The organism is Gordonia sp. PS3 (genome assembly GCF_041950545.1).
In the GTDB taxonomy this organism is placed as follows: Bacteria; Actinomycetota; Actinomycetes; order Mycobacteriales; family Mycobacteriaceae; genus Gordonia; species Gordonia sihwensis.
In genome coordinates, this window is the sequence record NZ_CP169524.1 from 3,668,576 (window position 1) to 3,688,911 (window position 20,336).

The window sequence follows — 20,336 nt, forward strand, 5'->3', positions numbered from 1 at the left end:
CACGCGTCCGTCAGCCCAATTCGGCGAGTCTGCGGGCCTCACGTTCACACTCACGGCGCTGCGCCGGCCGCAGGTCCACGAGCTCGGTGAGCTCGACGCCGGCCGCCGTCCGCCGCCAGGTCCCGGCCAGTCGCCCGTCCGCCAGGATGAATCCCGGCGACTGCCCGTTCGGTGTCACGGTCCGCGCGTAGACGTCCGGGTCGGCGACTCGAGCGCGGTCGGCGGCGGTGAAGATCACGGTGTCGAAGGGCGCGACGAGCCGAATCGGCACCGCGGTTTCCGGATCAGCGAGCGCCAGCCCGTCCAGGTCGTACAGCGTCCGTCCGTCGGGTCCGGTGAGACGCACCAACTCCCAGTCGTCCGTCATCTGCTCCAGTACCGGGCGCAGTCCGCGCAGACCGGACCAGGTCTGCACCGCCGCGACCGTCGACGGCCCGAAACCCCTCAGGTAGAGGCGGATCAGGTCGCGAATCGCCTCATCACCGGCGACGGCCGGCTCCCCCGGTCCGATCCAGTCGTCCAGCAGGCGGAAGGCCGGGCCGCCCGACCGTCGCCACAGTCCCCGCGGGGGCGTCTGGACCAGCGGCATCCACGCCCGGACCACCGCGGCCATCGCGTCGACGGGTTCGGCCGGCCAGGTCTCCGAGAGCGCCGTACGCAGCCGGGCCGCCGTCACGGGCTCGGGTCCACCGCCGATGATCCGCGCGCCCACGGCCGCCACCTCGTCCGGGGCCGGACCGTTGAGTCGTCGGACGTGATGGCGAGCCCCGCTGATCAGCGTCGGGCTCAGCAGCGCCCTGATCCACCGCGCGTCGAGGGCGTCCATCAGGAAGACCGTGCCCCGCTGAAGCGCCATCCGGACCATCGATCGATCCTGGATCAAACTGTCCAATTCGGCTGGATCGAAGTCCTCGATCCGGGAGGCGAGCGCATAGAACGCGGCCTGCGGATCCTGCGACTGCAGGCCGACGCACCGGTCGACGACCTCCACGGCGTCCTCGTCCACCCGCTCGATCAGGTGTTGCCGCTCGAGCAGCGTGCGGTTCCATTGGCGCAGACTGATCGCTCCGGTCACGGCCGCGAGTCAGCCTGCCGCCGGGAACTCCAGGCCCGTGGTGGCATGGCAGCGGTATCCGTTGGGGTTCGTGAACAGATACTGCTGGTGGTAGTCCTCGGCGTAGTAGAACATCCCGTCGCCGGCCTCCGACATCAGCGAGATCTGGCTGGTCACCGGACCGTAGCCGGCAGCGGCGAGGACCGGTTCGAACCGGCGTGCGGCGGCCGCGGCCTGGTCGGCCTCGGCCTCGTCGAAGGTGAAGACGGCCGACCGGTACTGAGTGCCGATGTCGTTGCCCTGCCGCATCTCCTGGGTGGGGTCGTGCGAGGTGAAGAAGACCTCGAGGATCTTCTGGAAGGTCAGCACCTCCGGGTCGTAGACCACAAGCACCGACTCGGTGTGGCCGGTCTGTGCGGTGCACACCTCCTCATACGTGGGATTCGGCGTGTAGCCGCCCGCGTACCCGACGGCGGTGGTGTGGACTCCGGGCAGCTGCCAGAAGATCTCCTCGAACCCCCAGAAGCATCCGCCGGCCAACACCACGGCGCGCAGGTCCGGGCCCCAGTCGCCGATACCCGCCGGAGCGAACTCTCCGTTCTCGTCGGCCGCCCCACGCAGCGGCCGATGCAGCACCCGATGCTCCGCCGGTATCGGCATCGGCGCCCGACGGCCGGGAAGTGCGTCGTCGCGAGCCACCATCACGCGTTTGACGTCGGCTGCGGCCAGAATCCGATCGAAGAGGCTCATGCATTCCAGCGTACGTCGATCCGGACGGTTGTCGGGGCCGTCGATCCCGAGTAGCGTCTGGTACCCAGGAAGTCTGGTGTGAGGCACATCACGTCCAACAGTCGGGGAGGCTCAACGATGGCGGGACAGGCACGGTCAGCACTCGATCGGCCCGCGGAGGACACTTCACGTCTCGACCTGCACATCGGACAGCAGTGCGCCGCGACCGCGGCCACCATCGCGGCGATCATCGTGGCGATCGTGCTCGTCGTGCTCATCTGAGCCCGGGCGGTCGGCGGGTTTCGCGCAGTCGGCCGCCCTCTGTTGCAAAGCGTCTCGGTCTACGGAAATGTAGAAACCAGACCCGGGTACGGATCTTTCACACTTTCCACAGAGAGGACCATCGTGGCTGAATACACTCTGCCTGAGCTGGACTACGACTATGGCGCCCTGGAGCCGCACATCTCCGGCAAGATCATGGAGCTCCACCACAGCAAGCACCACCAGACCTACGTGAACGGTGCCAACACCGCTCTGGAGAAGCTGGCCGAGGCGCGCGAAGACGGCACCATCGCCGGCAAGGTCTACGGACTGTCGGCCAACCTCTCGTTCCATCTCGGTGGCCACACCAACCACTCGATCTTCTGGAAGAACCTGTCGCCCAACGGCGGCGACAAGCCCGTCGGCGACCTCGCCGACGCGATCGCCAACGATTTCGGCAGCTTCGACAAGTTCCAGGCCCACTTCACCGCGGCGGCCACCACCCTGCAGGGCAGCGGCTGGGCCATCCTCGGCTGGGACACCATCGGACAGCGTCTGGTCATCGAGCAGCTGACCGACCAGAGCGGCAACACCTCCGCCGCCCTCATCCCGGTCGTCATGCTCGACATGTGGGAGCACGCCTTCTATCTCGACTACCAGAACGTCAAGCCGGACTACGTCAAGGCTTGGTGGAACGTTGTGAACTGGGCCGACGCCGGCGAGCGCTTCGATCGCGCCCGCACCCAGGGCGCGGGCCTCATCGTCCCGGCCTGACACTGGGCCCGGCGACATACCCGGCACGGCGGCCCGGCACCGAAAGGTGCCGGGCCGCTCTGCGTCTCGGGAGGGGCCGGCCCGGAAGGGACCGGTCCGACTGTCACTGCGACGGGCCCCTGGCCCCCACCACGCGATAGCGCGCGATCACGAAGGCCTTGTTCCGGGCGGTCTCGAGCAATTCGAAGTCGAAGGGCCGGGTGAACAGCGGCCGCCCCGCTCCCAGCGCGACCGGGGCGTAGCAGACCACCATCTCGTCGAGCATCCCGTCCGCGGCGAAGGCGGCGGCGAGGCCGCCGCCGCCGACCACCCACACGCCGAGTTCACCGGCCGCGGTCTCCAGGAGTTCGCGGTGCTCGGCAGGGCTTCCGGAGATCACTCTCACCGTGGGATGCACCAGGGGCAGTTCGCGGTGACTGAAGACGAAGGTCTGCTGATCCGGATAGGGCCACGGCTCGTCGGGCGTGTGCTCGAGCACCCACTCGTAAGTGGTCGCGCCCATCACGATCACGCCGGTCGCCGCCATCAGGTCGGCGATCGAGAACGGACCGTCCTCGTCGATCGGCTGCGACAGCAGCCAGTCGAGCGAATCGTCCGGATCAGCGAGGAATCCGTCGAGTGTGGAAGCGGTGTAGTACGTGTAGTCGGTCATGGGGTTCCTCCTCCGGTGTGGCGTCGGTGCCAGACGATCGGGTCGGGGTCGAGGGCCGGAACGTCGACGTCGACGCCCGCGTCGCGGAGCATCCATCGCACCAGCAGCCGACGGTGTGCCGAGAACGTCAGTTCATGAGCCACGATCTGGCCCAGCAGAAAGGACTCGGGCGGTACACACAGCGCATCGACCACTCGGTCCGACCACGCGTCGCGACGATCGATGTCGCGGACGGTGGCGAGCCAGCGCGCGGAGACATCGGCGTGCCGGTCCCTCAGCGCCCCGATCTCGCGGACCGGTGTGAGGTCGGGCATCTGTTCGCCGGCGATCGTCGCCAGCCACGGCTGCTTGCTGACCACGAGATGCCACATCACCTCCGACAGTGATTCGTCCGGCCCGTCCCAAGAACGCGGACGGCTCCCGGGCAGCCTGCGCCGCGTGTACTCGTCGTCGCCGAGTTGCGCGACGGCGTCGATCAGCACACCGATGTCCGCGACGTCGTGCCTGGACATGATCTCGACGACGTCCCCGGCCGGTCCGGAGCCTGCCGTGCGGCTGTCGCCGGCGTCCACGTAGAGCGCGGTCGGCGAATGGAAGTGGATGCCGTTCGGGGCCGGCAGCCAGTGGCCGGATCGATCGGCGGGCGGCAGAGCCGTCGGGGGGTGTCCGTACGCGCGGGCGAAGGCCCGGCTGAACCCCTCCACCGATCCGTAGCCGTTGGCGAAGGCCGTCTCGGTCACCGAGGCGCCGCGCTGCAGTTGCCACGCGGCTCGTTCCAGGGTCACTCTGCGCCGCAGCGCCACCGGCGACTCGCCACTTCCCTGCCGCACCTGCCGCGCGAAGTGGAACTGCGAGGTGTACGCCTCGCCCGCCATCGCATCGAGATCGTCGTTCGCGTCGTCGAGAACCGCGTCGAGGAGCATGCGCAGCGGATCGGGCCTCGGTTCGCTCATGCACCGAGTATCCCCGGGGCGCTCGGCCGGACGCTTGACCGTTCTTGCTGTGTTCGACGGGCCGCCGCTGACTACAGGTAGATCACGCTCACCGTGACCGCGGCCGCACACGCCACCGCGAACACCCCGAGCACCAGCGCATCGATGCGGCCGGGACGGGACGGATACGCGGTCAGCCGCCCGGTGCCGCCGCGCGCGGTGATGGCCTCGGCCATCTCCGAACTGCGCCGCATGGCCGACGACATCGCGGCCACGATGATGTCGAGCACCGACAGCTCCGCCGAAGGGTGTCCGGAGTCCGAACTCGACCGCGGTCGCAGTCGGTGCGCGGCCCACAGGAGCCGGATCTCCTCCACGAGCAGCGGAAGGCCGCGGAGCGCCAGGGCGATGGTGACGGCCCATTCGTCGACGGGAAGCCGGAGGATCCGCAGCGGCGACATCAGGCGCGCCAGCGCCGGCGCCAATTCGGCCATCGGAGTCGTCCAGATCACGAGCACCGACATCGACACCACCAGCAGGCCGAGGAGAACCCCGCGCAACGCCGTGATGCCGCCGTCGCTGCCGCGGGCGATCCACGACCACACCACCGTCGCCGCCATCAGCGCCCAGAACCACCACGGCGGCCGCGGCAGCGCGCCGAGCGGGATCTTGGCGATCAGCACGAAGGCGATCAGGCAGATCGCGACGAAGCCGAGCCCGGGCCAGGAGGGAAGGACCCACGTCATGAGCCCCAGGACGAAGATGATGATCAGCTTGCTGCCGGCCCACAGCCGGTGCACCGGCGAATCGCCGGGGATCTCGCGCAGCATCGGAATCTGCATCACAGACCGCCTTCCAGCACACCGTCGACCAGTTCGATCCGACGGTTGCACACCCGATCGAGCGACTCCAGATCGTGCGAGATGATGATGATGGTCGCGCCCTTCTCCCGCAGTCCGGCGAGGACGGCGAGGACCTCCTCGCGCGCCTGCGGATCGAGTCCGGCCAGCGGCTCGTCGAGCACCAGGAGTTCCGGCCCCGAGGCGATCAGGGAGGCGAGCACCACGCGGCGCATCTGACCTCCGGAGAGGGCGTCTACCCGCCGCGCGGCGATCTCCCTCGGCAACGCGACCAGGTCGAGCACATGCCCGACCTCGGCGGTACCGACTTCGAGACCGCCCACCGCCATGATCTCGTCGGCGACCGTCGTCTTCTGCAATTGCAGTCGCGCGTGCTGGAAGCCGAGTCCCACGTCGCCCACCCGCTCCGCCGTCGGCTCACCGCCGAGCAGCACCGAGCCGCGGGTGGGGGTGATCAGTCCGGCGAGAATCCAGGCGAGGGTCGACTTCCCGGAGCCGTTGCCGCCGACGATGAGGACACCGTCACCGGAATTGACCTGGAAGTTCACCGATTTCAGCGCGGTGACCTCCCACGGCGATCCGGGCAGATAGGTGTGCGCCAGATCGCGGACCACGAGCAGCGCCTGCCCGTGCTCGTCGTGCCGTTGCGGTAGCGGGGGGCTGATCGCCTCCGGCCGCATCCACTCCGGATGGTGCTCCACCACCCGGCCCGCCTCGAGGTGGATCACGCGGTCTGCGGCGCGGGCCTCGGAGTCGCGGTGGGTGATCAGCACGACGGTGATCGCCCGGCGGCGCGGGAGTTCAGCGAGGATCTCGATCAACTCGGCGCGCCCGACCGGGTCGACCATCGACGTCACCTCGTCGGCGATGAGCAGCTGCGGGCTGCGCGCGAGCGCGGCGGCCACCGCCAGTCGCTGCTGCTGACCGCCGGACAGATCAGTGGTCTCGCGGTCGCCGAGTCCGGCGAGACCCACTTCCGCGAGCAGTCCGTCGACGTCGACCTCCGCGTCGTCGGGCAGTCCCCACACGAGGTCGTCCGCGACCCGCGCACCGAGCATCTGGGCTTCGGGCCGCTGCAGGACGAGTGCCGTTCCGCCCTCTCGGCCGAGGCCGGGCGCACCCGGGCGGTCGACGATACCGATGGTCGGATCCACCCCGGCCAAGAGCTTGGCGAGCGTCGACTTCCCGGAACCGTTTGCGCCGACGACAGCCACGAACTCACCGCTGATCAGCGAGAGGTCGATGTTGTGGAGCACCTGCCGGTCCGACCCCGGATAGGTGTAGCCGACCCCGGCCATGCGCAGCGGAAGGGGCTCCACGGGGCGATCGCCGTCGGCGATCCCGGCGATCTCCAGGGTGTCCTCCAGCGGCACCTCGTCGAGGCGGTCGAGCACCTTGCCCAGCAGCCACCCGGCGATCAGCAGCGTCACCAGCGTTCCGATCACGCCGGGAATCCACATCCACAGCCACCAGTTGTCGACCACATTGCGCGAGAGCGCGTCCATCGCGTCGCCGACGGCGTCGAGTCTGATCGCGCGCGCGGTCTTCGCGATTCCGGTCAGCACGTTGTCGAGGACTTCGAGTGCCAGTTTGCGCAGCGGCACCAGTACCCACATCAGCAGTACCGACACCCCGGCGAGGATCGGCGAGGCCAGCAGCGACATCAGCGCCATGGCGGGCATCCGCCCGCCGCGCCGATGCACCTCGCCGATCAATCCGCCCATCACCGCCGAGACGAGCACCGCGAAGGCGGGCCCCAGTCCGGCGACCACGAAGGTCACCGCCACCGTCGTGACGATCGCCGCCAGGACCGCCCGCGGGCGGGTGCGCGCCGCGAGCAGCGCGACCGGCACCGGTGTCATGAACCCGAGCGCCGCCGCCAACGGCACCACGGAGACGATGACGGCGGGCACCACCGTCAGACCACTGAAGATCGCGATGGCCGCGATCTCACGGGCACGCAGGCCCCCTGTCGGCGTCGCCGGGACGTCGATTGCTTTGCTGACCACCTGTCCATTGTGCCCGGTCGGGGTGCCGGACACCGACGCTCAGGGCTCCCGGGGCGGGTCGGTACGGGTACCCGAATCACCCCTTTTGGGCTCCCTACCAGCGATTTTCCAGGCCGTCGATCTGTTGCGTACGGCAGATAGGCCGCCCTAACCTAGCGATATGTTCGCCGCTCTGATGCTCAGCTCGGGCATCATCTTCGTCGCCGAGCTGGGCGACAAGTCTCAGCTCATGGCGATGACTTACGCTCTCCGATACCGCTGGTGGGTGGTACTGGCCGCGATCCTGACCGCGACCACCCTCGTCCACGCCGTCTCGGTCTTCTTCGGTCATTTCCTGGGCCTGTCGATACCGTCCGACATCATGTCGGTGCTGGCCGGACTGTCGATGCTGGTCTTCGGACTCTGGACGTTGCGGGGCGACGAGCTCGACGAAGAGGAGTCCGCCCGGGCGCGACGGGTCGGTGCATCGGTGTTCCTGGCCGTGATGAGCTCGTTCATGCTGGCCGAACTCGGCGACAAGACGATGCTCGCCACCATCACGCTCGCCACCGATCACGACTGGGTGGGCGTGTGGATCGGCTCGACGGTCGGCATGGTCGCCGCCGACGCGCTCGCGATCGCCGTCGGCCGACTGCTCGGCAGGCATCTCCCCGAGCGCGCCATCGCGGTGGGCGCGGCGGTCCTGTTCTTCGGATTCGCCGTCTGGCTGCTGGTCGAGGGTCTGTCGGGTGCTTCCGGAGTCCTCGTGGCCGTCGCGGTCCCGGCCGCGGTCCTGATCGTCGTCGCGGGTGTGTTCTGGATCCGGGTGACGCATCGGCGCAGGCAGGCGCGCTCGCAGGTCGCCGAAGCCGACCGGATCCGCGAACTGTACTGAGAGAGGCTTGCGGGTACTATTGCATCGGCCCTACCGAGCGAGCGCTCGGGGTTGTGGCCGATCAATCCGTCACGGTGCCCGGTCCGGTGCGGGCCGCACCCGCCTGAAAGGAATTCGTCCATGGACGTCACAGGTTCCGCAGTCATCGTCACCGGCGCCGCATCCGGCCTGGGTGCCGCCACGGCCCGGCGGTTCGCCGAGCAGGGAGCGACCGTCTTCGGCATCGACCTGCCGCAGTCGATCGAGAAGGCGGAGTCCGTCCCGGGCGTGCAGTTGGTGGCCGCCGACGTCACCAGCGAATCCGAGGTCCAGGCCGTCATCGATCAGATCGTCGAAGCCGGTCTGCCCTTGCGCGCGGCGGTCAACTGCGCGGGCGTGGGCTGGGCGTCACGCATCCTCGGCAAGGAGGGCCCGCACGATCTGGAGCTCTTCCGCAAGGTCATCGACATCAACCTCGTCGGCACGTTCAACGTGATGCGCCTGGCCGCCAACCGGATGCAGCATGAGTCCGCGGTCACCGACGACGGCGCTCGCGGCGTCATCGTCAACACCGCGTCGGTCGCGGCCTTCGAGGGCCAGATCGGGCAGATCGCCTACACGGCCTCGAAGGGTGCCGTGCATGCCATGACGATCTCCGCCGCCCGCGACCTCGCTCGAGCCGGCGTCCGCGTGTGCACCATCGCCCCGGGCACCATCAACACCCCGATGCTCGCCGGCGTCACCGACGAGTTCAAGAAGACGCTCGAGGCGGGCATCCCGTTCCCGCAGCGTCTCGGCGAGCCTTCGGAGTACGCCGACCTCGCGGCGTTCATCGTCTCCCACGACTACCTCAACGGCGAGACCATCCGCATGGACGGCGCACTGCGCATGGCTCCGCGCTAGAGGACCTCGCGCAGCGGTGGCGGGCCGGCCGGTGAACGCCGGCCCGTCACCGCCCGCCGGGCAGAACGCCGCCGCCGGCGTTCTCGGCCAACAGATCGGCGGCCAGCGGAAGCTCGAGCACTTCGTCCGAGTCGATCCATTCGCGGAGCACCTTGGTGGCGCGGACGTCGTCCTCGTTGTACTGAAGCAGACGCTCGCGCTGACTCTCGTCGCGCACCGCGCCGTCCAGACCCACCGCGGCGGCGTACCACTCCATCGACGCCTCGCCGCCCGCCTCGTCGTCGCGCCAGTTGAATCCGGTCACCGGAGCGATGCGCTTGAGTCCCTTGCCCTTCGGGCACACGAAGTTGTCGTTGACGGCCTCGAACACGTCCACCCACTCGCGGGATGCGATGAAGGCGTCCACCGCGGTCCGCGACGGAACACCCGGCATGTCGGCGAACCGGTCGGCGCTGCCGCGCAGCCACCGGTTCTCGGCATGCTGCGAATAGCAGTAGGCGGCGAAGGTCTTGCCTGCGGCACGCGCCGCATCGCGTTCGGCTGTCAGCCACGCCCAGAACTGCGCGAACGACCGCCCCTCGTCGCGCGTGGGCAGCGGATCCCACGTGACGAACGGACGATAGGCCACCGGCCGCGCCGGATCGGTGTTGTCGGTCAGGAGTGTGCCCCACATGTACGCACCGCGCTCGGAATAGCTCTCCATGTCTACGTCGACCTCGACATCGGCCCGCTGGACGCGCGGGCGGTCGTGCCGCCGGACCAGCGGGATGTCGCGGACCCAGCACTTCGCGGACACGACGGTGTCGTCGAAGCGCACCGCACCCACCCACTCGGCCGGCTCCGCGCCGCGATAATCGGCGAGCTGATCGATGGTGACGACCCCGATGTCGCGGAGAATCTGCCCCTGGTTCCCGCCGACCACCAGACTCACGTCACGTTTCTCGGTGAGTTCGGCCTCGCATCGCGGCCACCAGTGACAACTGCGGCACTCGCTCACCCGTCGGGGCGAGGTCGCGATGTCCCCCGCGGCGATCGCCCGGCGGCGATCGAAGGTCTCGTCGTAGTCGTGGGCCGATTCGCCGAGCGGGACCACGACGATGCAGTCGGCGTCGAGACCGATCAGTCCGCCGAGCGCCTCCTCCCGCGGGGCGTGCAGCCGTCCGAGGTCGTCGAGCATCGCCGCGATCTGCGCCAGCCGCATCACGTCGCCGCGCCGGCTGCGGAACGACCGCGTCGCATCCGGCTCGGGATGCCAGCCGAACAACGGACTGGTCCGCAACGTCGGCACCTCGCCCTCGCGGGGTTCGGCGATCGTCGTCGTGACACGGTGGTTGACGACGATGATCGGGAGATAGCCCTCCCCATGCCGCAGCAGCGCCTCGGCGTGACCGCGACGGCCGCGCTCCACGTCGGTCGGCAGTGCGGCCTGGAGAATCCACTGCGCCCCGCGGTCCATCGCCGCACGGGTCGCCGCCACCCGGTCTCGGTGATCGGCCGCCTCCACCACGACCACCGTTCCCTCCGGACGGTCGCTCCAGAACCCGCGGATCAGATCGAGCACGTGACGTCGATGCGCCTGAGCTGCCTCGATCCGTCGATTCGCCTCGGCGGTCTCCGGCTTCGCGACACCGTCCGCGGCAGCCGCGGAGTCGAGCGCCAGCCGGTGCTCGCAACCCGTGAGATTCCGCGCACCGAGAATCGCAGATCCCACGTGATCGGCCTCGACTTTCCGTTTCCGAGCGGCAACACGGCCACGGGGGCCGAGTTGTTCATTACCCACAGAGACTATGCAAAGCTGGAGACAACTGATCGCAGGTGTCGGGTATCCGACGGGAAGGTCGCCATGGGACTGCTCTCATCTATGAGCTCGAAGAGGGCTCAGCGCAAGGCCGATGCGAAGGTTCGCAAGGCGGAGGAGAAGGCGATCCGCAAGCGCGCCGAGGTCCAGGCGGAGGCCGAGTCCCGCGCGAGCCGCAAGGCGCAGAAGCGTCGGCTCAAGGATGAGCACAAGTTCCACAAGCGGGCGCAGAAACAGGATCGCAAAACGGTCAAGGCCACCGGCAAGGCCCAGCAGAAGGCGGCGGCCGCCGAGGCCAAGGCGATAGCCGAACAGGCGAAGGCCGACGCCGCCGCGGCGTTCTTCACGCCGGCGAAGATGAAGCGGTACCTCGCGGTGGCCCGGATGGCGGCCCCGATCGTGGTTCCGATCGCGTATCGGGCCGCGGTCGGCGCCCGCAGCCAGGTGACCGCCGTCCAGGCCCGCCGAGCGGGCGTGTCGCCGGCGCTCCTGACCCAGTACGGCGGCCCCAGCGCATCGCTGCGGGCGCGCATCGCGGCCTGTCGCGCCACCGCGGACGAGGTCGCGGCGCTCGAGCAGTCGGCCGAGGGCAAGGCCTTCGTCTCGGCGATGTCCAGCCGCCTGGACAACCTCCAGGTCGCTGCCGATGCCGCCGACACCATGCCCGCTCAGCAGCGCAAGAACGCCCAGCGCGCCATCGACAACGAGTTGACGGCGATCGACAACGATCTGCTGGCGCGGCTCAACGTCCATCCGGTCCAGGCGGGCTGAGCCGTGACGCGCCGGGTACTCGCGCTGCTGTCCTGCCTGATCGTTGCGGCCGCCGGTCTGCTGACCGGCGGCGCGACCCTCGGCCGCGCCCCCTCGACCGCGGCACCGCGGTGCGTCGACGTGCACGTCCTGTTCGCGCGCGGCACCGTCGAGGAGGCTCCCCCGCTGGGCGTCACCGGGATCGCGTTCGGCAACGCCGTCAGGAACCGGTTGCCCGGTAAGTCTGTCCGCATCGAAGCCGTCGACTACGCCGCGAGCGGCAACTTCACCGACCGGCTCGCGTTCGCGCGCACCTTCGTCGACGGAGTCAAGACCGCGCAGCGGCGGGTGAAGTCGATCGCCGCCGCGTGCCCGGACACGCGGATCGTCATCGGTGGCTACTCGCAGGGCGGCGCACTCGCCGGATACGCGATCAGTTCGGCCTACCGGGTCCCCGATCGCTATCAGCAGTACCGCACATACGTGCCCGAACCCCTGCCCGCGGCCGTCGCGCCCCACATCGCCGCCGTAGTGGAGTTCGCACCGCCGTCGGCGCGCTTCCTCCGCGAGGCAGGCGCTCCCCCGGTCCAGCCGCAGGCGGTCTACCGGAACCGGACCGTCGAGTACTGCATCCAGGGCGACACGATCTGCAACGGCGCACCGCTCGGCGGCCCGAACGCGCTGCACCTGCTGTACTCGGTGAACGGCATGGCCGATCAGGCCGCCGATTACGTCGCCCGGCACCTGTAGCGCGACCCGCGAGCCCCGGCCCGGTACCCCGCTCAGCTCAGGGCGATCAGCGACAGCGGGTCCGAGAGCGCGTCGGCGACCGTCACCAGGAAGACCGAGCCCTGCTCGCCGTCGACGAGCCGATGGTCGAAGGAGAGGCTGAGGGTCGTCACCTGCCGCAACGCGATCTCACCCTGCCATTCCCAGGGTCGAGGCCGGACCGCGCCGAAGCAGAGGATCGCCGCCTCACCCGGGTTGATGATCGGCGTACCCGAGTCGACGCCGAAGACGCCCACGTTGGTGATCGAGAACGTGCCGCCGAGCAGGTCGGCGGGCGGCGTCGCACCGGCCTTCGCGACGGTCGTCAGTTCGCCCAGCGCCCGAGCGAGTTCCAGCAGGCTCATCGTGTGGGCGTTCTTGATGTTGGGGACCAGCAGTCCGCGGGGCGTGGCCGCCGCGATCCCGAGGTTCACATAGTGCTTGGTGACGATCTCCTGCGCGTCCTCGTCCCACGTCGAGTTGAGCGACGGGTTGCCGCGCAGCGCCACCAGCGCCGCCTTCGCGACGAGTGCGAGAGGTGTCAGCCGTACTCCGGAGAAGCGTCGGTGAGCGGCGAGGTCGTCGACGAGTTCGGTCATCGCCGTCACGTCCACGTCCACGAACTCGGTGACGTGCGGAGCCGTGAACGCGCTCGCCACCATCGCCTCGGCGGTGCGGCGCCGGACGCCGCGGATCGCGGTGCGCTCCTCGTCCGGCCCGGCGGCCCCCGCCGCGGTCGGCGCTGCCTCGTCGACCGCACCGGCCTTCACCGCGGTCAGATGCCGGTCGAGGTCGGCTCGAGTCACTTCGCCCGAGCGTCCGGTCGGCCGCACGTCCGTCAGGTCCACGCCGTGTTCGCGCGCGAGTTTGCGGACGGGCGGAGCGGCGAGCGGTCGTTCCGGAGCGCTGTGGCCGACCGCCCCGACGGTGTCGCGCGCGTCGGAGGCGGGCGCGGGCTTCCGCCGCCTCCGGGTGCCGCTCTCCGCCGCGACGCCGTACCCGACGAGCACGGGTTCGGGTGCCTGCGGCTCGACGGCATCGGCCTCCGGCGCATCCGCCTCGTCGCCGGCGACCCGGATGTCGATGAACGGGCTGCCGACGTCGACGGTCTCCCCCTCCTGGACGTGCAGTTTCACCACGGTGCCCGCATACGGCGACGGCAGTTCGACGGCGGCCTTCGCGGTCTCCACCTCGGCGATCACCTGGTTGAGTTCCACGGTGTCACCGACCGTCACCTCCCAGCGCACCAGTTCGGCGTCGGTGAGCCCCTCACCGAGGTCGGGCAGATCGAAGGTCGAGATGACGGACATGCCGGGTCCTTCCGCAGGAGTCAGTCGAGGAGTACCGCGTCGACGGCGGCGAGGATGCGGTCGACGTCGGGCAGAAAGTGACGTTCGAGTTTCGCCGGCGGATAGGGGGTCGCGAACCCGCCGACCCGCTGGATCGGTGCCTCCAGATGGTAGAAGCACTCCGACATCACGCGGGCGGCGATCTCGGCGCCGACGCCCATGAAGACCGGCGCCTCATGCGCGATCACCAGCCGGCCGGTGCGCCGGACCGAGGCCGAGAGCGTGTCCGTGTCGAGGGGCGAGATCGATCGCAGATCGACCACTTCGACGGACCGTCCCTCGTCCTCTGCGACGGCGGCCGCCTGCAGCGCGGTGGTGACCAGCGGCCCGTAGGCCACCAGCGTGACATCCTCGCCGGGACGTGCGACGCGCGCCTTGTGGAGGGGATACGGATCGGCGTCCAGAGCCGGGTAGTCCGTCTCGCCCTTCTCCCAGTAGCGCCGTTTGGGCTCGAAGAACAGCACCGGATCGTCTGAGGCGATCGCCTGCTGGATCATCGTGTAGGCGTCTGCCGCGTTGCTGCAGGTCACCACCCGCAGACCGGCGGTCGCCGCGAAGTAGCCCTCGGGCGACTCGGAGTGATGTTCCACCGCGCCGATGCCGCCGCCGAAGGGGACCCGGATGGTGATGGGCATCGAGACATGGCCCGCGGTCCGGTAGTGCAGTTTGGCCACCTGCGACACGATCTGATCGAACCCCGGATAGATGAAGCCGTCGAACTGGATCTCGCACACCGGGCGGTAGCCGCGGAAGGCGAGCCCGACCGCTGTACCGATGATGCCGGACTCGGCGAGCGGGGTGTCGATGACCCGGCCGGTCCCGAACTCCTCCTGCAATCCGTCGGTGATGCGGAAGACCCCGCCGAGGCGACCGATGTCCTCGCCCATCAGGACGACCTTCGGATCGTCGGCGAGCGCCTTTCGCAGACCCGCGGTGACGGCCTTCCCGAGTGGAGTCGGGGCGGGCGCCGCGGCGGTCATCATGCCTCCAGGGTGTCGAGGTAGGCGGCGTACTCGCGCCGTTCGGCGTCGATCAACGGGTGCGGTTCGGCGTACACGTCGTCGAAGATCGACAGCGCAGGCGGGTCGTCCAGCGCGAGGCATCCCCGCCGGAGTTCGGCGGCCGCGGCGTCGGCGTGCTCACCGATCAGCTTCGCGTCCTCGTCCGACAGCGCACCCGCGGCCTCGAGCAGCAGGCGGATGCGCTCGATCGGGTCGCGCCGGATCCACTCGGCATCATCGGCCGCGGTGCGGTAGCGGGTGGGATCGTCGGACGTGGTGTGCGGTCCGCGGCGGTAGGTGACCGCTTCGATGAAGGTGGGGCCGCCGCCCTCTCGCGCCAGTTCCAGAGCCGCCCGGGTGACCGCCAGCACGGCCAGCACGTCGTTTCCGTCCACCCGCACGGTCGGCATCCCGTAGCCGCGGCCGCGGTTGACGATCGGCGTCTTGCTCTGCAGGGTCACCGGCTCGGAGATGGCCCACTGGTTGTTCTGGCAGAAGAAGACCACCGGCGCGGCGAAGCTCGCCGCGAAGCCCATCGCCTCCGAGACATCGCCCTGGCTGGTGGCGCCGTCGCCGAAGTAGGTGATGACCGCGCTGCCCGCACCCTCGAGGTTCAGTCCCATCCCGTAGCCCGCGGCGTGCAGGGTCTGCGCCCCGATGATGATCGCCGGAGTCGCGATGTTGTGCTCGTGCGGATCCCAGCCGGACAGTGACGTGCCGCGCCAGAACGGCATCATCTCCTCGAGCGCCACGCCGCGGCAGTAGGCGACGCCGTGTTCTCGGTAGCTCGGGAAGACGAAGTCCTCGGCGTCGAGCGCTCGGGCCGAACCGATCTGAGCGGCCTCCTGCCCGAGCAGCGGCGCCCACAGACCGAGCTGCCCCTGGCGTTGCAGCGCCGTGGCCTCGGCGTCGATGCGTCGGACGACGACCATGTCCTCGTAGAGTCTCCGCAGTTCGGCCATGTCGATGTCGTCGACGTAGGTCGAGAAGTCGGGATGGATGTGCCGCTCGCCGGTGATGGTGACGAGTTGAACGATTTCGTCGATGTCGGACACGACTGCCTCCTTCGGGACGTCCGCGTGGATCGCACGCTTCCTGGTCCGTGTGGCCACCGTCTCAGTAGATTGCAGCCTGCGCAAGGTCCATCGGGGAAATTGATCAGAATGCCCAACATCGGCACCGTTCGACGAGCGATACTGTGCGCTATGGCCAGGCTGGACCGAACCGACGCGAAGATTCTCCGTGCTCTGTGCGAGTTCCCGCGCGCCACCGGCGTGCAGTTGGCGGGACTGGTCGACATGGCGCGCAACACCGTCCAGGCGCGGATCGGGCGGTGGGAGACCGAAGGCGTGCTGGCCCCTTTCGACCGTCGCGTGCATCCGCGCGACCTCGGCTTCCCCCTGCGCGCCTATATCGCCGTGGTGGTCGACCAGCATCGCCTGGAGCAGGTGCTGGACTCGCTCGACGGGATTCCCGAAGTACTCGAAGCCGTAGGCGTCTCCGGCATCGCCGATCTGCAGCTGCTGGTGGTCGCCGCCGACGCCGACGATCTCTACCGGATCGCCGGACATGTGCTGGCCGTTCCGGGAGTGGAACGGACGACGGTATCGGTGGTGATGCACGAGGCGATCGGGTATCGGACCCTTCCGCTGATCGAGCGCCTCGCCGGCGGACGTCCGCCCGACTGACCTCTCCGACTGGTCGGTTTGTGGATCTCACCGATCTGCGGCCTACCGATTCGTGCTGATGACCAAGACGTGGATCACATCTCGTGCCTACCCTCGGAGGGGAGGACACATCTCGCCTCTTCGACCTGCCGAGGGGAAGCCCCATGGACAACACCGCTTCGATCACCGCCGCCGACTTCGACACAATCGTCGTCGGCGGCGGAATCGCCGGCGTCTCGATCGCGTACGAACTGGCCGCCCACCGATCGGTCGCCCTCGTCGAACGTGAATCGACGCTGGCCTACCACACCACCGGCCGTTCGGCCGCGACCTTCCTGGAGAGCTACGGCAACGCCACCGTGCGTGCGCTAACCCGGGCCAGCCGCGACTTCTTCGTCGCGCCGCCCGACATCGTCGACGGCCCGCTGGTGGCCGAACTGCCGTTGCTGATCGTCGCCGAGGAGACCGAGGTCGACGGACTTCGCGCCCTGTACGAGACGGTGAGTCCACGCAGCCAGACCATCGAGCTGGTCGACGGGAACGCGGCGGAACAGCTGAATCCGATGCTCCGGTCGGGTTACACCGACCTCGCGATGGTCGACTACGGTTCGCTGGAACTCGACGTTCACGGCCTGCACCAGGGCTTTCTGCGCGGGCTCCGGCGCCGGGGCGGCACCGTGCTCAAGTCGGCGGGCATCGTCGAAGCCCGCCGCGAGCGGTCGTCCTGGGTGCTGCGCGATGCGGCCGGCGACGAACTGCGCGCCCGCACCGTGGTCAACGCGGCGGGGGCGTGGTGCGACGAAGTCGCGGGCATGTTCGGCGCCGCCCCGATCGGCATCGCTCCGCTCCGCCGGACCGCGTTCATGGTTCCCGGCCCGCGGGAGACTCCTGCCCGGTCCATCGCGGCGCGCCGCACCATGACGATGTCGGCGAGCGAGGACTTCTACTTCAAACCCGACGGCGCCGGCTTCTTGTGTTCGCCCGCGGAGGAGACACCGCAGCCGCCCTCGGACGCCAAACCGGACGATCTGGAGATCGCCCGCGCGATCGAACGGCTCAACGAGGCGACGCTGCTGGCCGTGCGCAGCGTCTCGACGTCGTGGGCCGGCCTCCGCAGCTTCACCGCCGACCGCACGCCGGTGGTCGGACCCGATCCCGCGGTCGACGGCCTCTTCTGGTTCGCAGGCCAGGGCGGCTACGGAATCCAGATGGCTCCGGCGCTCGCGCGCGCCGGAGCGTCGCTGGCACTCACCGGCGATCTGCCCGCCGACCTCGCCGACTTCGGCATCACGGCGGCGTCCCTGGCGCCCGGCCGATCGGCCCTGGCCGCCTGAGGGTCAGGCGGCCGGGCCCGGCGGCATCAGTTCGCGAGCAGCCCTGCCCACACCAGCCCTTCCCGTTCAGCGAGCACCGCCGCCCGTGCCCGCGACGACGTGCCCGTTTTGGCCAGGATCGAACTGACGTGGGCGGCGACGGTGCGTTCGCGAACGCCGGTGCGGATGGAGATCGAATAGTTCGACAGCCCCGCCCAGACGTACGAGAGCACCTCGGTCTCCCGATGCGTCAGTCCATACGGGACAGGCGCGTCAAGCACCGTCACGGACGCACCGTCGGGAAAGTAGCGGACCTGGACCCGAAACGGACGACCGTCCGCCGCCGACCACAGACAGCGCACATCACGTCGATCGCGAACGCGGCTCAGACTGGCCGCCAGAGCCCTCAGCCGACTCCCCTCGGGCCCACCCGGCGCGAGCAGCGTCTCCACGCGGCCGTCCGAGCAGACGATCAGCCGGGCCACGGTCTGCACGGAAGCATCGTCACCCGTCCCGTGGACCGGTTCGGTCCGCGGGAGTTCGCTGCGGCACAGACCGGCCAGGATGGGGCGGACCCGATGCAACGCCACCATCCCGGACTCGGTGGGCCGACTCCGGCAGGTCGTACTCAGGTGGAGGTCGCCGACGTAGCCGTCGGTCTCGTCGACGATCCTCATCGACACCCCGCCCCGGTATCCGGCAGGGATGAGAAGGTCGCGGGTCATGGCGCTGGACACGAACTCCTCACCCACGTCCCGCCAGCTGCGGAGGGGCCGGACGGGGTCGTCGGCCAGCGCCCGGTAACTGGGTCCGCGGGTGAAATCGCCGGTGATCGCCTCGACCAGCGGCGGCGAATACTCCTGAACCGCCAGAACCGGACCGGTCCGGACACCATCCGGTCCGGCGAGCAGACCAGCGACCGCGCCCGTCGCATTCATCAGCACTTGCAGAACGCTCCGGGCGCGGTCGACGGATTCGGCGACGCAGATCTCGGCCAGTTCGAACCCCAGCGACCCGATGCCATCGGCCATGCACCACTCCGTCCGTCGACCTCAGACCAGGATCTCCGCAGCCCGAGCTCCTGACAAGTCCCCGTCAGCTGATCGCCGAGGCGTGAACGCGCGGACGACGGTCCGACCATCCGGCGGCCCGCTCGTACTCGCCGGCCAACTGCATCAGCAGCCCGTCCTCGTTGATGCGCCCGGCGAACTGCACACCGATCGGCAGACCGGTGGAACTCGGCCGTGCCGGAACGCTCACCGCCGGGGTCCCGGTGAGATTCTGCAACGGCGTGAAGCTGACGGTGTCGAAGATCCTCCGAGTCCACTCCTCGTGGCTCAACGAGGAGTCGTCGGAGTCGAGATGACCGAGAACAGGCGCGACCGTGTTGGTGGTCGGGGTCAGCAGCACATCGTAGTCCCGATAGAACGCGGCGACCGACCGGGTGATCGTGTTCACCACGGCCGACGCTTCCGCCATGTCGAGCACGGTCAGCGACCTGCCGTACTCCCAGCCCTTCAGGATCGCGGCTTCAAGGGTCTCCGGCCCGGGTTCCAGGCCGGACATCGCGCTGATCCCCGCGATCGACTCGGCGACGAACCCGCCCCAGTAGCGGTAGTGCGCCTCCATGAACTGGTCCCAGTCGAAGGACGGCGTCGCGACCTCCACACGATGGCCGAGATCCTGCAGCGTCTGCGCTGCGGCCTCCACCGAGGCCACGACCTCCGGATCGACGTACGTGCCAGCCCACGACTCGGTGTGGACGGCGATGCGCAATCGCCTCGGGTCCTGCCGAGCGAGCCCGGCGAAGCCGTAGTCCTCGCCGGACCAGGCGTACTTGTCACCCGGTGCGGCTCCGCAGATCGTGTCGAACACGGTCGCGGTGTCGCGCACCGACCTGGTCACCACCGACTCCGCCGCGCACCCGTACAAGGCCTCCTGCATGTCCGGCGCCAGGCTGACCCGCCCACGACTCGGTTTGAATCCGACCAGACCGTTGTACGCCGCCGGAATCCTCGTCGAACCGCCGCCGTCGTTCGCATGCGCGACGGGCACCGCACCGGCCGCCACCAACGCGGCCGAGCCGCCGCTGGATCCGCCCGCCGACCGGGAGGTGTCCCACGGGTTGCGGGTCGATCCCGACGTCACCGGCTCGGTGTTCGCGTTGTAGCCCAGCTCCGGGGTCGTGGACGTGGCCAGCGTCGCCAGACCGCTCGCGCGGAACCGCGACATCAGTTCGGTGTCGTGATCGAACACGACGCCGTCGGGGCCCGTCAGCCGGGTGCCCATCCACGTCCGGACTCCGGCCGCGTGGCAGATGAGGTCTTTGATGACGAACGGGACGCCACCCAGCGGACCGTCGGACGAGTACTCGAGCGGTTCCTCGAACGGTCCGGCGACGACGGCGTTGAGATCGTCGTTGACTGTGGCGAGTGCTTCGCGCGCGGCGGCGTGGACTTCGTCGGCACCGACCTGACCGGTCGAGATCAGCTCGGCCAGACCGGTGGCGTCGTGGGTGGTGTACTCGTCGAGGTGCATCAGGGACTCCTTGTCGAAACTATGAGGTGTCCCACAGTTCACTCGGAGCCGTCGACAGGAGCCATTGGCAGATCTGCCACCTTGACGATAGGCCCGGCCGCGGGTAGCGCGACCGGGCCTCGAAC

20 protein-coding genes are annotated in these 20,336 nt (G+C 69.3%); 8 read left to right on the forward strand and 12 right to left on the reverse strand.

Annotation, left to right across the window (positions count from 1 at the left end; genetic code table 11):
* Positions 1–10 precede the first annotated feature (10 nt).
* Both ACE11G_RS17010 and msrA read right to left on the reverse strand, forming a co-directional pair.
* A complete protein-coding gene (locus ACE11G_RS17010) occupies positions 11–1,075 on the reverse strand; it encodes a winged helix DNA-binding domain-containing protein (RefSeq protein ID WP_375003190.1) in 1,065 nt (354 codons plus the stop codon).
* Positions 1,076–1,084: 9 nt separating this feature from the next.
* Entirely contained in the window at positions 1,085–1,804 is a 720-nt protein-coding gene (gene msrA, locus ACE11G_RS17015) for a peptide-methionine (S)-S-oxide reductase MsrA (protein ID WP_006898085.1), read from the reverse strand.
* Positions 1,805–1,921: 117 nt separating this feature from the next.
* On the opposite strand from msrA, the gene ACE11G_RS17020 reads away from it, so the two are divergent.
* Complete coding sequence (locus ACE11G_RS17020; RefSeq protein WP_156150494.1) at positions 1,922–2,065, forward strand: hypothetical protein; 144 nt, start codon at positions 1,922–1,924, stop codon at positions 2,063–2,065.
* Between the two features lie 123 nt (positions 2,066–2,188).
* On the forward strand, positions 2,189–2,818 hold the full coding sequence (locus tag ACE11G_RS17025) for a superoxide dismutase (RefSeq protein ID WP_045539355.1): 630 nt from the start codon (positions 2,189–2,191) through the stop codon (positions 2,816–2,818).
* Between the two features lie 103 nt (positions 2,819–2,921).
* Here ACE11G_RS17025 and ACE11G_RS17030 read toward each other — a convergent pair whose 3' ends face one another.
* The 4 genes from ACE11G_RS17030 to ACE11G_RS17045 all read right to left on the reverse strand — a co-directional run bounded on the left by ACE11G_RS17030 (position 2,922) and on the right by ACE11G_RS17045 (position 7,271).
* Positions 2,922–3,470 (reverse strand): dihydrofolate reductase family protein, encoded by a 549-nt coding sequence (locus tag ACE11G_RS17030; RefSeq protein ID WP_006898087.1) that lies wholly within the window; start codon positions 3,468–3,470, stop codon positions 2,922–2,924.
* Entirely contained in the window at positions 3,467–4,423 is a 957-nt protein-coding gene (locus tag ACE11G_RS17035) for a helix-turn-helix domain-containing protein (protein WP_006898088.1), read from the reverse strand. Before ACE11G_RS17035 ends, ACE11G_RS17030 begins: the two co-directional genes overlap by 4 nt.
* Before the next feature lie 71 nt (positions 4,424–4,494).
* Positions 4,495–5,244 carry an energy-coupling factor transporter transmembrane protein EcfT gene (locus ACE11G_RS17040; RefSeq protein ID WP_006898089.1) on the reverse strand — a complete coding sequence of 250 codons (750 nt, stop codon included), beginning with the start codon at positions 5,242–5,244 and terminating at the stop codon, positions 4,495–4,497.
* Entirely contained in the window at positions 5,244–7,271 is a 2,028-nt protein-coding gene (locus ACE11G_RS17045) for an ABC transporter ATP-binding protein (protein ID WP_045539365.1), read from the reverse strand. The genes ACE11G_RS17040 and ACE11G_RS17045 overlap by 1 nt, the downstream gene beginning before the upstream one ends.
* 160 nt (positions 7,272–7,431) lie before the next feature.
* On the opposite strand from ACE11G_RS17045, the gene ACE11G_RS17050 reads away from it, so the two are divergent.
* Both ACE11G_RS17050 and ACE11G_RS17055 read left to right on the forward strand, forming a co-directional pair.
* The gene (locus ACE11G_RS17050; protein WP_375003194.1) at positions 7,432–8,145 is read left to right on the forward strand and encodes a TMEM165/GDT1 family protein; all 714 of its coding nucleotides are present in this window, start codon (positions 7,432–7,434) and stop codon (positions 8,143–8,145) included.
* 120 nt (positions 8,146–8,265) lie between these two features.
* On the forward strand, positions 8,266–9,027 hold the full coding sequence (locus tag ACE11G_RS17055; protein ID WP_045539361.1) for an SDR family oxidoreductase: 762 nt from the start codon (positions 8,266–8,268) through the stop codon (positions 9,025–9,027).
* 46 nt (positions 9,028–9,073) lie between these two features.
* On the opposite strand, the gene ACE11G_RS17060 is transcribed toward ACE11G_RS17055, so the two are convergent.
* A complete protein-coding gene (locus ACE11G_RS17060; RefSeq protein WP_375003196.1) occupies positions 9,074–10,738 on the reverse strand; it encodes a TM0106 family RecB-like putative nuclease in 1,665 nt (554 codons plus the stop codon).
* A gap of 132 nt (positions 10,739–10,870) precedes the next feature.
* Between ACE11G_RS17060 and ACE11G_RS17065 the strand changes: the two genes are divergently transcribed.
* Both ACE11G_RS17065 and ACE11G_RS17070 read left to right on the forward strand, forming a co-directional pair.
* Positions 10,871–11,596: a DUF6474 family protein gene (locus ACE11G_RS17065; protein ID WP_039868111.1), complete on the forward strand. Its 726-nt coding sequence runs from the start codon at positions 10,871–10,873 to the stop codon at positions 11,594–11,596.
* 3 nt (positions 11,597–11,599) lie between these two features.
* Entirely contained in the window at positions 11,600–12,325 is a 726-nt protein-coding gene (locus tag ACE11G_RS17070) for a cutinase family protein (protein ID WP_006898095.1), read from the forward strand.
* A gap of 32 nt (positions 12,326–12,357) precedes the next feature.
* Here ACE11G_RS17070 and ACE11G_RS17075 read toward each other — a convergent pair whose 3' ends face one another.
* The 3 genes from ACE11G_RS17075 to pdhA are packed head-to-tail and all read right to left on the reverse strand — an operon-like array spanning position 12,358 to position 15,748.
* On the reverse strand, positions 12,358–13,653 hold the full coding sequence (locus ACE11G_RS17075; protein ID WP_375003199.1) for a dihydrolipoamide acetyltransferase family protein: 1,296 nt from the start codon (positions 13,651–13,653) through the stop codon (positions 12,358–12,360).
* Positions 13,654–13,673: 20 nt separating this feature from the next.
* Positions 13,674–14,672, reverse strand: coding sequence for an alpha-ketoacid dehydrogenase subunit beta (locus tag ACE11G_RS17080; RefSeq protein WP_006898097.1), 999 nt, complete (start codon positions 14,670–14,672; stop codon positions 13,674–13,676).
* The gene (pdhA, locus tag ACE11G_RS17085; protein ID WP_346077544.1) at positions 14,672–15,748 is read right to left on the reverse strand and encodes a pyruvate dehydrogenase (acetyl-transferring) E1 component subunit alpha; all 1,077 of its coding nucleotides are present in this window, start codon (positions 15,746–15,748) and stop codon (positions 14,672–14,674) included. Before pdhA ends, ACE11G_RS17080 begins: the two co-directional genes overlap by 1 nt.
* Positions 15,749–15,898: 150 nt before the next feature.
* Between pdhA and ACE11G_RS17090 the strand changes: the two genes are divergently transcribed.
* Positions 15,899–16,381: an Lrp/AsnC family transcriptional regulator gene (locus tag ACE11G_RS17090; protein WP_006898099.1), complete on the forward strand. Its 483-nt coding sequence runs from the start codon at positions 15,899–15,901 to the stop codon at positions 16,379–16,381.
* 143 nt (positions 16,382–16,524) lie between these two features.
* Positions 16,525–17,694: an FAD-binding oxidoreductase gene (locus ACE11G_RS17095; protein ID WP_278125713.1), complete on the forward strand. Its 1,170-nt coding sequence runs from the start codon at positions 16,525–16,527 to the stop codon at positions 17,692–17,694.
* A gap of 26 nt (positions 17,695–17,720) precedes the next feature.
* Here the strand turns inward: ACE11G_RS17095 and ACE11G_RS17100 are convergent, their stop codons facing one another.
* Entirely contained in the window at positions 17,721–18,704 is a 984-nt protein-coding gene (locus tag ACE11G_RS17100; RefSeq protein ID WP_222111360.1) for a LuxR C-terminal-related transcriptional regulator, read from the reverse strand.
* A 64-nt stretch (positions 18,705–18,768) separates the two neighbouring features.
* Positions 18,769–20,211 (reverse strand): amidase, encoded by a 1,443-nt coding sequence (locus tag ACE11G_RS17105; protein ID WP_375003202.1) that lies wholly within the window; start codon positions 20,209–20,211, stop codon positions 18,769–18,771.
* Positions 20,212–20,336 lie beyond the last annotated feature (125 nt).